This is a genomic window from Actinacidiphila sp. bgisy167 (assembly GCF_057707665.1).
This window is the reverse complement of sequence record NZ_JBYIQP010000041.1, coordinates 1-14,195: the sequence shown is the minus strand read 5'-3', so window position 1 is coordinate 14,195 and position 14,195 is coordinate 1. Positions and strand designations below refer to the sequence as shown.

12 protein-coding genes and 1 pseudogene are annotated in these 14,195 nt (G+C 71.7%); 7 read left to right on the top strand and 6 right to left on the bottom strand.

What is annotated here, in order from left to right; all coding sequences use genetic code 11:
* Positions 1–160: 160 nt before the first annotated feature.
* On the bottom strand, positions 161–2,665 hold the full coding sequence (locus AC3ET4_RS17255) for an excinuclease ABC subunit UvrA (RefSeq protein WP_431950215.1): 2,505 nt from the start codon (positions 2,663–2,665) through the stop codon (positions 161–163).
* A gap of 112 nt (positions 2,666–2,777) precedes the next feature.
* A complete protein-coding gene (locus AC3ET4_RS17250) occupies positions 2,778–3,653 on the bottom strand; it encodes a LysR family transcriptional regulator (protein WP_431950213.1) in 876 nt (291 codons plus the stop codon).
* A 194-nt stretch (positions 3,654–3,847) separates the two neighbouring features.
* Here AC3ET4_RS17250 and AC3ET4_RS17245 point away from each other — a divergent pair, with 194 nt between their 5' ends.
* Positions 3,848–4,705: an aldo/keto reductase gene (locus AC3ET4_RS17245; RefSeq protein WP_431950211.1), complete on the top strand. Its 858-nt coding sequence runs from the start codon at positions 3,848–3,850 to the stop codon at positions 4,703–4,705.
* 90 nt (positions 4,706–4,795) lie between these two features.
* Here AC3ET4_RS17245 and AC3ET4_RS17240 read toward each other — a convergent pair whose 3' ends face one another.
* The 3 genes from AC3ET4_RS17240 to AC3ET4_RS17230 form a co-directional block, all read right to left on the bottom strand.
* Positions 4,796–5,563 (bottom strand): NPP1 family protein, encoded by a 768-nt coding sequence (locus AC3ET4_RS17240; RefSeq protein ID WP_431950209.1) that lies wholly within the window; start codon positions 5,561–5,563, stop codon positions 4,796–4,798.
* Positions 5,564–6,018: 455 nt separating this feature from the next.
* Positions 6,019–6,453 (bottom strand): hypothetical protein, encoded by a 435-nt coding sequence (locus AC3ET4_RS17235; RefSeq protein ID WP_431950207.1) that lies wholly within the window; start codon positions 6,451–6,453, stop codon positions 6,019–6,021.
* A gap of 534 nt (positions 6,454–6,987) precedes the next feature.
* Positions 6,988–7,833: a patatin-like phospholipase family protein gene (locus AC3ET4_RS17230; protein ID WP_431950205.1), complete on the bottom strand. Its 846-nt coding sequence runs from the start codon at positions 7,831–7,833 to the stop codon at positions 6,988–6,990.
* A gap of 320 nt (positions 7,834–8,153) precedes the next feature.
* On the opposite strand from AC3ET4_RS17230, the gene AC3ET4_RS17225 reads away from it, so the two are divergent.
* Positions 8,154–8,438, top strand: coding sequence for a DUF6480 family protein (locus AC3ET4_RS17225; RefSeq protein ID WP_431950203.1), 285 nt, complete (start codon positions 8,154–8,156; stop codon positions 8,436–8,438).
* A gap of 29 nt (positions 8,439–8,467) precedes the next feature.
* Here the strand turns inward: AC3ET4_RS17225 and AC3ET4_RS17220 are convergent, their stop codons facing one another.
* A complete protein-coding gene (locus tag AC3ET4_RS17220) occupies positions 8,468–9,421 on the bottom strand; it encodes an ion transporter (RefSeq protein ID WP_431950201.1) in 954 nt (317 codons plus the stop codon).
* A gap of 293 nt (positions 9,422–9,714) precedes the next feature.
* Here AC3ET4_RS17220 and AC3ET4_RS17215 point away from each other — a divergent pair, with 293 nt between their 5' ends.
* The 5 genes and pseudogenes from AC3ET4_RS17215 to lplAB all read left to right on the top strand — a co-directional run bounded on the left by AC3ET4_RS17215 (position 9,715) and on the right by lplAB (position 14,077).
* Positions 9,715–9,981, top strand: a complete 267-nt coding sequence (locus AC3ET4_RS17215) for a hypothetical protein (RefSeq protein ID WP_431950199.1) — start codon at positions 9,715–9,717, stop codon at positions 9,979–9,981.
* 578 nt (positions 9,982–10,559) lie between these two features.
* Positions 10,560–10,740, top strand: a pseudogene (locus tag AC3ET4_RS17210) (IS1380 family transposase); the annotation flags it as partial.
* Between the two features lie 356 nt (positions 10,741–11,096).
* Entirely contained in the window at positions 11,097–11,945 is an 849-nt protein-coding gene (locus tag AC3ET4_RS17205; RefSeq protein ID WP_431950197.1) for an MBL fold metallo-hydrolase, read from the top strand.
* Positions 11,946–12,311: 366 nt separating this feature from the next.
* The gene (locus tag AC3ET4_RS17200) at positions 12,312–12,680 is read left to right on the top strand and encodes a VOC family protein (RefSeq protein ID WP_431950193.1); all 369 of its coding nucleotides are present in this window, start codon (positions 12,312–12,314) and stop codon (positions 12,678–12,680) included.
* Positions 12,681–13,012: 332 nt separating this feature from the next.
* Positions 13,013–14,077, top strand: coding sequence for a lipoate-protein ligase LplAB (lplAB, locus tag AC3ET4_RS17195; protein WP_431950279.1), 1,065 nt, complete (start codon positions 13,013–13,015; stop codon positions 14,075–14,077).
* Positions 14,078–14,195: the final 118 nt, after the last annotated feature.

Below are 14,195 nucleotides of genomic sequence, written 5' to 3'. Positions count from 1 at the left end.
ATCGGCGCGGGCGAGGGCGGCGGGGCCCGGAGCAGCCGATTGCGGGCCATTGCACCGCGCGGGTTCCGCTGCCCTGTCGCGCGCCCCGCTCAGCCGCGGCCCGCCCCGGCCGGCGCTCGGTGGTGACGCGGATCGGTCCCCGGCCCGTCGCGCGCCCCGCTCAGCCCGACAGACGGCGTGCCAGATAGGCCGCCGTACGGCTCCCGGCCGCTCGGGCGACCTGCGCGGGCCGCCCGGCGGCGACGACCCGCCCTCCCGCGTCCCCTCCGCCCGGGCCCAGGTCGATCACCCAGTCGGCACCGGCCACCACGCTCATCTCGTGCTCCACCGCGAAGACGGAGTGCCCGGCGTCGACCAGCCCGTGCAACTGCCGTACCAGCAGCTCCACATCGGCCGGATGCAGCCCCGTGGTGGGCTCGTCCAGCAGGTACACGGTGTGGCCGCGGCGCCCGCGCTGCAGCTCGGCGGCGAGCTTGATGCGCTGCGCCTCACCGCCCGACAGCTCGGTGGCCGGCTGCCCGAGGCGCAGATAGCCCAGCCCCACGTCCTGCAGCGTGCGCAGGCTGCGGGCGACCGGTGCGACGTCCGCGAAGAAGGCGGCCGCCGTGTCCACGCTCATGCCGAGCACCTCCGCCACGTTCCGCCCCTGGTAGCGGACGGCCAGCGTCTGCTCGTCGTAGCGGTTCCCGTGGCAGGTGGGGCAGGGGGCGTACGTGCCGGGAAGGAACAGCAGCTCGACGGCGACGAAACCCTCGCCCTGGCAGGTGTCGCAGCGGCCGCCCGCGACGTTGAACGAGAACCGCCCGGCCTTGAAGCCGTGCCGCCGGGCGTCGTCGGTGGCCGCGAAGAGTCCCCGCACGGCGTCGAACAGCCCGGTGTAGGTGGCGAGGTTGGAACGCGGGGTCCGGCCGATGGGCTTCTGGTCCACCCGCACCAGGCGGTCCACCGCCCGCAGCCCCTCCGCGCGAACGCCGAACGCCGGCCCGGCGCCGGCTCCGCCCCACGCGCCCGCGTCCTCGCCGCCCGCGGTCGCGTCCTCGGACCCGACGTCTCCGGCCGGCCCAAGATGCTCCGTCAACACAGCGGCGAGCACGCCCACCAGGGTGGACTTCCCCGAGCCCGACACCCCGGTGATCGCCGTGAACACCCCGAGCGGCAGCTCGACGTCCGTGCCGTGCAGGTTGTGCCGGGTGATGCCCCGCAGGCCGAGCCACGACGACGGCTCCCGCGCGGCGCGCCCGGCGGCCGGATCGGGTCCCGAGGCGAACAGGTAGCGGCGGGTGGCAGATTCGGCGACCGCCTCCAGCCCCTCCACCGGGCCGCTGTAGAGCACCCGGCCGCCGCGCTCGCCCGCGTGCGGCCCGACGTCCACGACCCAGTCCGCCCGGCGCACCACGTCCATGTCGTGCTCGACGACGAACACCGAGTTCCCCGCGTCGCGAAGCCGCAGCAGAACCTCCAGCAGCGCCTCGCCGTCCGCCGGGTGCAGCCCGGCCGAGGGCTCGTCGAGCACATACACCACCCCGAACAGGCCGGAGCGCAACTGGGTCGCCAGGCGCAGGCGTTGCAGCTCGCCGGGGGAGAGCGTGGGTGTCGTGCGGTCCAGGCTGAGGTAGCCCAGACCGAGTTCGGCGACGACCTCGATGCGTGCGACGAGGTCGGCGCACAGCGTCGTGGCGATCCCCCGCTGCGGGCCCTCGGGGAGGTCGTCCACCGCGCCCCGCGCGGCCGGACGCAGCACCTCGGCGAGCCGCGCCAGCGGCATCGCGTTGAGCTCGGCGATGTTCCGCCCGGCGAAGGTGACGGCCAGGGACTCCGGGCGCAGCCGACTGCCGCCGCAGGCGGTGCAGAGCGAGCTCTCCAGGAACCGCTGCGCGCGGGCCCGCAGCGCCGGGCTCTTGGAGTCGGCGAAGGTGTGCAGCACATAGCGCCGTGCACTCTGGAAGGTGCCCTGGTAGGGACGCTGGATGCGGCCCGCCTCCCGCACCGGGTGCACGGTCACCACCGGTTGCTCGTCGGTGAACAGGATCCACTCCCGGTCCTCGGCGGGGAGCTCGCGCCAGGGCCGGTCGACGTCGTAGCCGAGGGTGCGTGTGACGTCCCGCAGGTTCTTGCCGTGCCACGCACCGGGCCAGGCGGCGATCGCGCCGTCGCGGATGCTCAGCGAGGGATCGGGGACCATCAGTTCCTCGGTGGCCCGGTGCACGCGGCCCAGCCCCTGGCACACCGGGCAGGCGCCGGCGGCGGTGTTGGGCGAGAAGGCGTCGGAGTCCACGGGCTGGGCGCCCGGCGGGTAGCGGCCCGCGCGGGAGAAGAGCATCCGCAGCGTGTTGGACAGGGTCGTCACCGTGCCCACGTACGAGCGGGAGGTCGGCGCCCCGCGCCGCTGCTCCAGGGCGACCGCCGGGGGCAGCCCCAGGATGTCGTCGACCGCGGGGGCGCCCACCTGGTGGATGAGCCGCCGGGCGTACGGGGTGACGGACTCGAAGTAGCGGCGCTGCGCCTCCGCGTAGATCGTGCCGAACGCGAGCGAGGACTTGCCGGAGCCGGAGACCCCTGTGAACACGGCCAGCGCGTCCCGGGGCACGTCCACGTCGACGTCGCGCAGATTGTGCTCGCGGGCGCCGCGCACCCGGACGCAGGGGTCGTGGGCCGGGTTGTTCATGCCCCTCCGGGGAACGGCGTCGCGGTACGGTGCGGACGTGCGGGGCGCCGCCCACGCGACCAGTGTGCGCGCCGGTGCGGGCGCCCGCAGGTCCACGGTGCGGCGGGCGCGGTCACGGCAGGTAGGACAGCAGCTTGCGGGCGGCGGGGGAGACCCGGTCCTCCTGGGGCAGCGCGGCCGACACCTCCCAGAGGTGCTCCTCGGCGCCTGACAGCTCCAGGGTCCGCAGTCCCGCGGCGTGCTCCTTGCGCGCGATGGGCTGGGGCACGACGGCGATGCCGAGCCCGTGGTGGACCAGGTCGATCAGGCTGTGCACGTCGTTGACCTCCAAGGCGACGTGGCGCGGCACGCGGTTCGCGGCGAAGGCCCGGTCGGTGAGCCCGCGCGCGCCCCAGTCGGGGTGGAAGTCCACGAACTCCTCGCCGCCGAGGTCCGCGTAGCCGGCCTTCTCCTCTCCGGCCAGCCGGTGCCCGGGATGACACAGCAGGACCATCGGGGCCCGGGCGATCGGTCGCATCCGCACCCCCTCGGGCGCCTGTCCGCACAGCGCCGTGAACGCCACGTCCAGCCGGCCGCTGATGATGTCCTGCACGAGGGCCGCCGACCCCGCCTGCCGCAGCCGGACCTCGACGCCCGGGTGCTGGGCGCGGAAGCGGGCCAGCAGCGCCGGCACGTCGACGCCGGCCAGGCACTGCTCGGTGCCGATCGTGAGCACACCGCGCATCAGGCCCTGCACGGCCGCCACCGCCTCCTTCGCGGCCCGTACGCTCGCCAGCGTCCGGCAGGCCTCGTCCAGCAGGGCCCGGCCGGCCGCCGTCAGCTCCACACTGCGGGTGCTGCGCACGAACAGCGGCGTCCCGAGCTCCTGCTCCAGGGCGCGCACGGAGGCCGACAGACCGGACTGGGAGATCATGAGCCGCTCGGCGGCTCGGGTGAAGTGGTGCTCCTCCGCGACCGCGACGAAGTACTCCAGATGGCGTAGCTCCATGATTGAGAAGCCTAGCTCCTGAATGTGTTCGCTTTCTTCTATTGGACGTCTGGGCGCCGCTGAGGCGACGCTTGGGCTCGTGCCCGCACGGCTGCGGCCCGAATCCAGCCGTGCGGGGCACACCACAGGCGCGCGCGAGCGCGCCCCGTCGGCACGCAAGAGCCGAGACGCAAGCTGAGAAAGGCCACGGACACATGCAGACTCGCCGCATCGGTGACACCGAGGTCAGCGCGATCGGTCTGGGCGGCATGCCCATGTCGATCGAGGGCCGGCCGGACGAGGCACGGTCCATCGACACCATCCACGCGGCGCTCGACGCCGGTGTGACGCTGATCGACACGGCGGACGCCTACCACCAGTACGCCGACGAGGTCGGCCACAACGAGAGCCTGATCGCCAAGGCGCTCGCCTCGCACGCGCGGGGTGCTGACGTCCTCGTCGCCACCAAGGGCGGCCACCTGCGCCCCGGTGACGGAAGCTGGACCCAGGACGGTTCGCCCGAGCACATCAAGCGGGCCTGCGAGGCCTCGCTGAGCCGGCTGGGCGTGGAGGCCATCGGCCTGTACCAGTTCCACCGGCCCGACCCCAAGGTGCCCTACGCCGACTCCGTGGGCGCGGTGCGCGAGCTGCTCGACGAGGGCAAGATCCGCATGGCCGGCATCTCCAACGCCAACCCGGACCAGATCCGGGAGGCCAACGAGATCCTGGGCGGCCGTCTGGTGTCCGTGCAGAACCAGTTCTCCCCGGCCTTCCGCTCCAGCGAGCCGGAGCTGGAGCTCTGCGACGAGCTCGGCATCGCGTTCCTGCCGTGGAGCCCGCTCGGCGGCATCTCCCGCGCCCGCGAACTCGGCTCGGCCTACGCGCCGTTCGCACGGATCGCGGAGGCTCACGGGGTCAGCCCGCAGCGGGTGTGCCTGGCGTGGATGCTGGCCAAGTCCCCGGTCGTGATCCCCATCCCCGGCTCCAGCCGCCCGGAGACCATCCGCGACTCGGTGGCCGCGGCGGAACTCGTGCTCACCGCTGAGGAGATCGCGGAGCTGGACGCCGTCTGAGGCGCTCGCCGCCGCCGGGGAGGGAGCGGGGTCGGGGCGGTGCGCCGCCCCCGCTCCCGTCCCCGGGCGAACGCGCGAGGTGTCAGGGCGTCAGGCGTTCGGGTCGAAGGGGATGCCCGCCGGTTTCGCCTTGTCCAGGTGGTAGGCGAAGTTCCCGTCCTTCAGGCCGAAGACCGCGCTGCCGAAGTCGGCCTGGCTCAGCTTGTCGCGCAGGCCCGCCGGGTAGCCGTTCCAGCCGACCAGGTCGGGGAACTGCCAGCCGCGGTAGTGGTTCTCCGGCGGCTCGTCGTTGGTGTTGGCGGGCCGGAAGCAGTGCGTGCTCGCGCCGTCCTTGTGGTAGACGATCTTGGGGTGGGTCCCGTCCCAGCGGATCTGGTCGCGGCCGTAGACGTTGAAGTCGCCGTGCGCCGAGGTGGAGACGTACTGGGCCTGGTCGTCCTTCACCCAGACCACGACGTGCTCCCAGTCGTGGCGGTGGCCGCCGAGAGTGATGCCGGGCAGGGCCTGGTCCTTCTCGAAGTAGAGGCCGTACATGATGGCGCACCAGCCGTTGTTGCACTTGTAGCGGGCGTAGCCGTTGGTGTTGTCCAGATCCGTCTGGTCGCGGCAGCTCCCGTTGAGGGCGCCGGTGGGGTTCAGGCCCGGGTTGACGGTTCCGTCGGGGCCTATGGCCGGGGTGGGGTAGCAGCCGTCCGTGTCGTAGTCGTACGCCGGCTGGAACGTCTGCTCCAGGCCGTCCGCGTTGGCGGGGAGGGCGGGGGGCGGCGCGGCGAACGCCGTACCCGGAAGCGCGATCACCAGCGCGAGCGCGCCGCCGACGACGGCCGGGACCCTGCCGAGACGCGAGTTCGTCCTCACTTGTTTCCTCCTGGTCGACCGCGCGGTGGAGGATTGCGCGGTCTTGTTGACATGCCCGGATCAGGATTCCCGCATCGCGTCGACCCGACACGTCCTTGGCGGTGACTGGTTGATGAACCGTCAGCCAACATCCCCGCCGTCGGGACGGCCGCGTTCCGAGACGGTCGCTGCGCGTACTGGTCATGGATGCGTCGGGAGGGTCGGAGGCCGTTGGGCGGCGCCACAGGACGCAGTGGTGCCATCCAAGGAGGAACCATGAAGTACGCGGTACATGTCGCCTTGTTGCTGCTCCTGGCCACGGTCCGGCGGCCCGCCCACTTCCGGCAGCAGGGTGAGTCGGGCCCGCGCCATACGGGCGTCGAGCGCATCGAACGGCCACGGGCATCCCGCTCACCGACGAGCGGTAAGAGCGACTTTCCGCCGCGCGCGACGCCGCGCCGCGGCGGCCGCAGGACTCACACCTTCTGGCACTGCGTCCGGGGATCGTGGGCGTCGACCTCGCCGCCCAGATTCAGGATGCGGGCCTGTAGCTCGTCCGCCTCGCCTGTGCCGTCGGACGCGTCACGCGCCTGCAGATCGGCGAGTTCGAGGCTCGCGGAGGTCTGCTCCGCCAGTCGTGACAGCCCCAGGGCCAGTTCCTGCCAGTCCGGGTCCAGACGGGCGGCATGGGCGGCCAGGCGTGAGGACTCCTCGAGAGCGGGCACGACCCGTCGGTGGGCGGTTTCCCGGTCTTCCGGAGTGATCAGATCCGCGGGGACGAACATCTCGTAGGTGGCGCATGCCTCGCGGGCGAGGTGCCGCGCCTGATCGCTGTCACCGGATCCGCACGCGCCGGTCAGGACGGCCCCGGCGAGGACGAGGACGACCGCCGGCCAAAAGGATGTCCGCATGATTGCATGATCGGGTTCGGTGATCGGCCTCGCGGCGGCCGGCACGTCAACGGTCGCGTGGGCAGGGTGCGGGTCGGAGGCCTGCAAGAGCGGCGGCGCCGATGGTGCGCCGCGAACCGTGTGACACGCCGGCGGCGCAGATGGACGTGGGCATCGGCCTGGGTGTCCTCAGCGACGTGAGCTGGACCTGCGGCCGACCTTCGCCCATCACGGACTCGACCGCTATGTCGAGGCGCGTGGGTGCACTCCTACGCCTACGGCACCGAGAAGCCCGCCCCCGTCCTGGACGGGCACGCCTGCGCGGCCCTGGGCGTCTTGCCGGCTGAGGCGCTGATGGCGGCGACCATCCGGCCAAGGACGGTGCCGCGCCGGCGTAAGGCTGCGCTCGTACGTCGTGCCCGCCGGAGCCGCCCCGGGAGGGCACCGCGGTCTGGACACGGTGCTCCGGCTGGCCGGGCCGCGGTCCTGGGGCCGGCCGGGGGCACTGCCGGGCGGCGCGTTGCGCGAGGGGAACCGGCCCCCCGCCCGGCGCGGTCAGACCAGACTCCACCCGGCCCGCAGCTCGCGCCCCTGTGCCCGCCCGGCTTCGGCGGCGGGACGGCGTGTGGCGGGGTCGAGCGGGTTCGTGCCGATCGCCGCCACCGACGCCTCGTCCGGTCCCACCACGGCGACCTCGGCGCCGGCGGCCCGCAGTTCCGCCACGCACTGCTCCAGGGCCCGCTCGCTGGGGAACAGCTCCGCGGTCCCCATCGGCACGATCACCAGCACCCGCGCCGCCCCCGCGGCGTAGTCGGCGTTCGACGCGGACCGCACACCGCCGTCGACGAAGCGGCGCCCGCCGATCGTCACGGGCGGCCAGATGCCGGGAACGGCGCAACTCGCGGCGACGGCGTCGACGAGGCCGACCCCGGACGAGCCGTCGAAGACCTGTGGCCGGCCGGTCTGCGCGTCAACGGCGACGATCCGCACCGTCCGGGACGCCGGCCACGTGCGGGAGGGGAGGCGGGACTCGATCACGCGTCGCCGCACCGCCTCCGGAACCGTCTCCGCCTCGAGGGCGTACGCTCCGACCGCGCGCCGCATGTCGGCGACCGACGCGGCCCCCTGCAGCACGTCCGCGATGCCCGCGCCGAAGTTCGCGAGGTCGACCTCGGCCATGATCTCCGCCGACTGCAACTCCGGCTCGGTCTGCCGGGCGTAGAGCTCGCGCAGGGGCAGCCCGCTGCCCAGTTGTGCCGCGACCGTCGCCCCCGCCGATGTTCCGACCAGCGTCGTCGCCCCCGTGACGTCATGCCCGGCGTCAGAGAGCCCCGTCAGCAGTCCGGTGATCCAGGCGATCCCGGCGACGCCCCCGCCACCGAGTACCAGCGCGTCGGCCATCGTCCGTCCTCTTCCTTGGCGTTGTCCGAGTGGGCCCTTCGCCTCATCCTCTCCCACGGCGCCGGGATCGTCCGGTGCCGGAGGGGACCGAGGGCGCCCTGTCGCTGCAGGTGGCGGGATGCTCACGCACCGTCCTGGGTGACGTTTCCTGATCGTGGATCCTTGCGCCCGGCTATAAAATGAATTGTCCGGTTGGCGAGTCGCGGAGACCTCCGCGTACGTTTCCGCGGACAGGGACCGTGCCGCCTGCCGTTCCGACGCGAGCCCGTGCGATGGGCTGCCGCGTTCGCTGCAGAACGTCCGGAGTCCGGAGGGTGAGCATGCCCGACACACTGATCAGTCCCCGGCCCTTGAGCGGCACTGCTCCGGCCGTCGTCCCGGCCCTCGGTGCGTCGGCCGCGGCGCCCGCGCCCGCCCTGCGCCCGCATCGCGACCGGACGGAGCCCACTCCGACGCCGCCCTGCGAGGAGAGCACCACCACGGGCATCTCGTACACGGAGCCACCGGAGGTCCCCAAGATCTGGGAGATCGTGGCCCTGGTGGCCATCTTCGCGGTCACGCTGCTGATCGCCGTGGGGACGTTCGGCCGGGTCCTGACGCTCTGATCCGACCTCCCGCGGCGTACGCGGCGGGATCACACCCGGACCGGCGATCCGGCCGGGCGTCCGCTCGGCGGGTCGGCCGTGGCGGGCGAGGCGTGCGACGCCGGTGGGGATTGCGAGGCCGCGCTTCCCGCGCCCACGAGGGCGAGCCCCGCCTCCAGCTCGTCCAGGGCCCGTCGGGCGGTGGCGATGCGTTCTCGCAGGTGGTCCGGGGTCTCGCAGCCGTCGGCAGAGGGCTGCTCCTCCCGCTCGTGCTCCAGCTGCCGGGCCTCCTCCAATGAGCTGATGACCACGCCGATGAGCAGGTTGACCAGTACAAAGGAGCCGAGCAGCACATAGGAGGCGTAGTAGAGCAGGCTCCAGCGCGAGATCTCGAGGCCACCGCGGACGGCGTCGCCGATGCCGTCCAGGGTGATCAGCAGGAAGAGCGAGAGGGCGGCCCGCCCGATCGATCCGTAGTGCTCGGGGTCCTTCTCGGCGAAGAAGACCCAGCCGGTGATGGCGTAGACGTACAGCAGCATCGTGCCGACGAGCAGGAAACTGAGCGTGCCCGGCAGGCTCTTGCCGACGGCCACGATGATGATGCGCAGCTGGGGCAGGAAGCGGGCCGCGCGCATGACCCTGGCCAGTCGCAGCAGCCGCAGCACCGTGGCGTTCTCGCGGGCGAAGGGCAGATAGGCCAGCGTCACCACGGCCAGGTCGAAGACGTTCCACGGGTCGCGGAAGAAGTCCCGGGGGCGGTCGGCGTGGGCGCAGGCACGCAGGACCACCTCGGCGGTGAAGACCGCCAGGAAAGCGTGTTCCGCGACCTTCAGGGGACCGTGCCAATGCGCGGCGAACCCGGCGTACGTCTCGACGCCGAGGAGGCCCGCGTTGGCGATGACGAGGGTGAAGACGGTGAGTCCGAACCACTCGGAGTCGACGGCACGACGGCAGCGCGCGGCGAGCACGGCCCGGCCCGGCGGAGTGGCGGTGTGTTCTGCCATGTGCGTGTACCCGGTCCTCCGTGCCTGTCTGTTGACCCGACTGGAGTGGATCTTATGTCGGGCGGACGGTCGAAGGCCCGCCAAGCCGAAGAACTTCCTTGCGCCGGCGCCTTGTTCAGCTTCCACCGGCCACGGCGCGGGCATGGCCGGGCACGGGGGTCCTGGCCGTGTCCCCGGGCGCGGCGACGGCGTCGTCGGGCCCAGGTCCTCACAGGCGCCGGCGAGCGGCGACCGGCACCCGCGCGACCTTCGTCCGGGTGAGGTTGTCGGTGCCGGGTGAGACCGTGGAGCGCATGGACGAGCTGCTACGGCCCAGGGTCTACGGCGCCGACATCGACGATCCGGATCCGGGTCCCAAACCCGACCGCGTCTACCGCGAACTGGTCGGCGGCCCGCTGGACGGGCTGCTGCTCGACGTGACCGGCTGGAGTGAGCGGGAGCACTCCGCGGGCGTCGAGCTGCGCACCGACATCGGACGCTTCGGCCCGGGCGGCCGCGCCCGGTACGCGCCCCGCGAGGGGGGCACCGACCACTGGGAGTGGCGCGGTGACAGCCGCTGACCGCATGCGCCCGCACCCGGTGGCGCCGACCCGGCCCGGACGCCCCGTCACACACGGGTGCGGCGCCCCCGGTTCTGGCGGAACCCGGGTGGGCCAGTCCCACTCGCCGGATCATTCCACGGGGTGTCTGATGAACACAGCGGCCCGGGGGCCCGGAGTGGCCCCCGGCGGCCCCGGGCCGCGCCCCCCGCCGTGCCCGCCCACCCGCCCCGCGCCGGCCTCGGGTCCTCCACCGCGTTCACACCGCGCAGTTCACGGGGGCGCGTCGCGACGCGCACCGCGGAGCGGCGGCCTCGGGGTCACGGCTTGCGAGCCGGCCCGGCGGGTGACCTGCTCGGCGGTCCTGACGAACGGCGAGTCCGTACCCGTCGGTGAATTTCGAATCGTTCTGCGGCACTGCCGTTGGCGATGCACCAGTGCAGGATCTCCCGCTGACATCCGCGACGTGCAGAAAGACCTCAGCATGGCCCACCACAAGATCGATTGTCGGCCACGGCCAGGCCGGCGGGCGCCTTCCACACTGAACGCCACCTGGGAAACGGGAGAAGGCGTGAGAGGCGGCGACCGCGTACCGCGAGATCCTCGCGCCCGCGCTCGCGGTCGCGCTGGGCGGGAACTGCCTGTCCGATGTCGGGATGCTGCGGGTGGAGCCTGCGGTGTTCCGGCCCGGCCGCCGATCCGACGGTGTCCTGGCTGACCGACACCCTGGCTGCCGACGGCGAACGCGCGCTGGCCGCGATCCGCACGGCCCGCGCCCAAGCGTGCGAGCAACGACTACCCGCCTGAGAAGATCGCCTTCTGGTGCGCACCCCGGATCTGGTGCCGGGGCCAAGCCTCCCAGGTCGGGGATGCATGCCGGGAAGACCGAATTAGAAGTGACCCGTAATATATAATGGGGATCCCCGCCCCAGCCCTCCCCGTGTCGGCAGAGGCAGCACCGAGGAGAAGCGTCATGTCCGCGTACCGAGCATTCGAGGTCACCGGTGTCCACCGGCTCCGGCTCGTCGAGCGCACCGGTTCGTCAGGCCGGAGCGTGGAGGCATGAACGACACAACACTGATCGGCCGCCGCGGTTACCTCCAGGCGACCGATACGACACGAAAGACGGTGAATAGATGACCCTCGGTTATGAAGTCCTGGTGACCCTTCCTCCGCAGGCGGTGTTGCCCGACAGCACCTCGGTACGGCCCATCCCGGCCTGGTCTCCGATCGCCTCCACCCTGATCTACGGCGAGCGCGACGCCATCCTTGTCGATGCCCCGCACACCGAGGACAAGGCCCGCGAGGTAGCCGACTGGGTGGCCGCCTCCGGCAAGAACCTGCTCGCCATGTACGCCACCCACGGCCACGGCGACCACTGGTTCGGCTTCGCCGAGGTGGCCCAGCGATTTCCCGATGCGCAGATCCTGGGCACCGAGGGAACCGTGGCGCTCGCCCAGTACCAGGCGACCGGCCGCATGGACTTCTGGACGAGCCAGTTCCCCGGCCAGATCGTCAAGGACGTCATCGTGCCGACGGCGATCGATGACTACACCTTTGACCTCGAAGGCCACGAGGTCCACTTCGTGGAGGCCGGTGACAGCGACACTCAGGACACTACTTTCGTCCACGTTCCCGACCTCGGTCTCGCTGTCGCGGGCGACATCGTCTACAACGGCGTCCACCCCTTCCTGGCCGGGGGTGACGCACAGCGTCGCCGCGACTGGATCGCGGCTATCGACAAGATCGCGGCTTTGCACCCGAAAGCCGTCGTCGCCGGGCACAAGGCCCCCGGCAGCGACGACGACCCTCGTCACCTGGATGAGACCCGCCAGTACCTCAAGGACGCCGAAGAACTCAGTACGGTGGCACGCGACGCCAAGGAGTTCGCCGACCTGATGATGCTGCGGCACCTCGCCAGGATCAACCCCACGATCCTCTTCCAGTCCGCCGAACACCTCTACCCCGGCACCACCGTGAGCTGACACAGCCCCACCCGGAGCCTCCTCTGCCTTCGGAAGCCGCAGATCATCACGAGGGTCGCTGACACACAGGTGATCATGGCCACCGGGTCCGGCAAGGGCGCACGCGGCAAGGCAGGCAGCGAGCAAGGCAGTGCCGAGCAGGGCATGGCGCGCGGGGCGAGGAGGTCGATGACCGCGTGTACGTAGGCGTGGGCGGCCATCTTGAAGTGGCCGGTCAGCAGGGTGGTGTGACCCCGTTTCGGGGCGCTCGTGCTGGTCGCGGGCGGCAGTCTGGGAGTGTGGATCGTCTGGCGAGGAGGTTTGCCGATGAGTTCACCGTCCTCGAACGGTCTACCCAGCGACACCACCGTTCTCGACAGGAGTGCCATGTCCACGATCCAGCCAGTGATCGTGACTGCCGACCACGACGTCCTACTCGGCTTCTATACGAAATTGTTCGGCGCCGAGGAGATCTTCCGGGTACCGGAGGAAGGCCCGCCCTTCTACCTCGGCTTGCGCATCGGCGACACCGACCTCGGGCTGGTGGCCGAGGCGAACCCGGGGACCGGGGCGGCACCGCGGATCCTGCTCAGCATCGGTGTCGACGACGTCGACGAGAAGCTCAGCCGGGTGGCGGCGCTGGGCGGCTCGGTCAGGGGCGGCCCCAATGACATGCCGTGGGGACAGCGCGTCGCCCACATCCAGGACCCCGACGGCAACCCGGTGAACCTCACGCAGCCGATTCCGGCCCGTTGACGCTGTTCCGCGGTGCGTGTGCTGGTCGTGGGCTGCCTGCGGACCCGTCGAGTGCGGCGGGCGGCCCGCAGGGCACCGCAGTTCGTTTCGTAGGTGGTCGGCGGTGGCCCAGCCGGCGACCCGGCGGTAGGCAATGCCGATGACGGCGGCGCCCACGTACCGGTTCGACGCCTCCGACTGCGACACGGAGATCGTTAGTCCGGTTCCTTTGGGGCTGCGTATCGCTCGCTACGGACGAGCACTAAGGTGCAATCCGAGGGATGTGCGTGTCTGTCCGAATGTCCGAGCAGCGGGCTGAGGACATGTGCAGCGCACTGGAAGGGAACGAAGCCGTGCATGGCGAGTACAAGGTGCCCGGCGGCAAGCTGGTCGTCGTAGACCTGGATGTCGAGGACGGTGTCCTGCGCAACGTACGAGTCGCCGGGGACTTCTTCCTGGAACCCGACGAAGCGATCCTCTCGATCAACTCAGCCCTCGAGGGTTCACCCTCATCGACGGACGCTGCGGGGTTGGCTGCCCGGATCACGGCGGCGCTTCCGGAGTCGACCGTGATGCTCGGGCTGACAGCGGAGGGCGTCGGCATCGCCGTCCGGCGCGCTCTGGCCCGTGCGACCGAGATGAGCGACTACGACTGGCAGCTGGTGCACACGGAGCCGCAGGCACCGGCCCTGCACATGGCGTTGGACGAGGTGATCACCTCCGAGGTGGCCGCTGGACGGCGATCCCCCACCCTGCGGGTATGGGAGTGGGCCTCGCCGGCCGTGGTGATCGGCAGCTTCCAGTCCCTGCGGAACGAGGTGGACTCCGAAGGTGCCGCGAAGCACGGGCTGACCGTGGTACGCCGTATCTCTGGTGGTGGGGCCATGTTCGTCGAGCCCATGAGCACGATCACGTACTCCCTGTCCGCGCCGGAGTCCCTGGTCTCGGGCCTCTCCTTCGCAGACAGCTACGCCTACCTCGACGACTGGGTGCTCGGCGCACTCGGCGACATGGGCATCAAGGCCTGGTACAAACCCCTCAACGACATCGCCACCGAGGCCGGCAAGATCGCCGGTGCGGCCCAGAAGCGCATGGTCGGCCCTGACGGCGGTCCTGGGGCCGTCCTCCATCACGTGACGATGTCCTACGACATCGACGCCGACAAGATGCTCGAGGTGCTCCGCATCGGCAAGGAGAAGATGTCCGACAAGGGCACCACGAGCGCCAAAAAGCGTGTCGACCCGCTCCGCCGGCAGACGGGCCTCGCGCGGGAGCAGGTCATCGAGAACATGGTCGCTTCCTTCCGTAACCGCTACGGGCTGACCACCGGCGAAGTCACGGCGGAAGAGATGGCCCGCGCGGAGGAACTGGTGCGGACGAAGTTCGCGACCGAGGAATGGACCGCGCGCGTGCCGTGAGCGCCGCGCCCTGCTGGGTGCCGCCTCCACGCGTCGCCGCGACGTTCGGCTCCCCGGAGTGGACCGCCCGCGTGCCGTGACCCGGCCGGCCTCGCCGCCCCCCGCGCCAGGAGTTGGG

Excerpts from the sequence above, each read along its gene's own strand:
- AC3ET4_RS17255 (WP_431950215.1), bottom strand. The coding sequence starts at position 2,665 with ATGAACAACCCGGCCCACGACCCCTGCGTCCGGGTGCGCGGCGCCCGC.
- AC3ET4_RS17250 (WP_431950213.1), bottom strand. The coding sequence starts at position 3,653 with ATGGAGCTACGCCATCTGGAGTACTTCGTCGCGGTCGCGGAGGAGCAC.
- AC3ET4_RS17245 (WP_431950211.1), top strand. The coding sequence starts at position 3,848 with ATGCAGACTCGCCGCATCGGTGACACCGAGGTCAGCGCGATCGGTCTG.
- AC3ET4_RS17235 (WP_431950207.1), bottom strand. The coding sequence starts at position 6,453 with ATGCGGACATCCTTTTGGCCGGCGGTCGTCCTCGTCCTCGCCGGGGCC.
- AC3ET4_RS17230 (WP_431950205.1), bottom strand. The coding sequence starts at position 7,833 with ATGGCCGACGCGCTGGTACTCGGTGGCGGGGGCGTCGCCGGGATCGCC.
- AC3ET4_RS17225 (WP_431950203.1), top strand. The coding sequence starts at position 8,154 with ATGCCCGACACACTGATCAGTCCCCGGCCCTTGAGCGGCACTGCTCCG.
- AC3ET4_RS17220 (WP_431950201.1), bottom strand. The coding sequence starts at position 9,421 with ATGGCAGAACACACCGCCACTCCGCCGGGCCGGGCCGTGCTCGCCGCG.
- AC3ET4_RS17215 (WP_431950199.1), top strand. The coding sequence starts at position 9,715 with ATGGACGAGCTGCTACGGCCCAGGGTCTACGGCGCCGACATCGACGAT.
- AC3ET4_RS17205 (WP_431950197.1), top strand. The coding sequence starts at position 11,097 with ATGACCCTCGGTTATGAAGTCCTGGTGACCCTTCCTCCGCAGGCGGTG.
- AC3ET4_RS17200 (WP_431950193.1), top strand. The coding sequence starts at position 12,312 with ATGTCCACGATCCAGCCAGTGATCGTGACTGCCGACCACGACGTCCTA.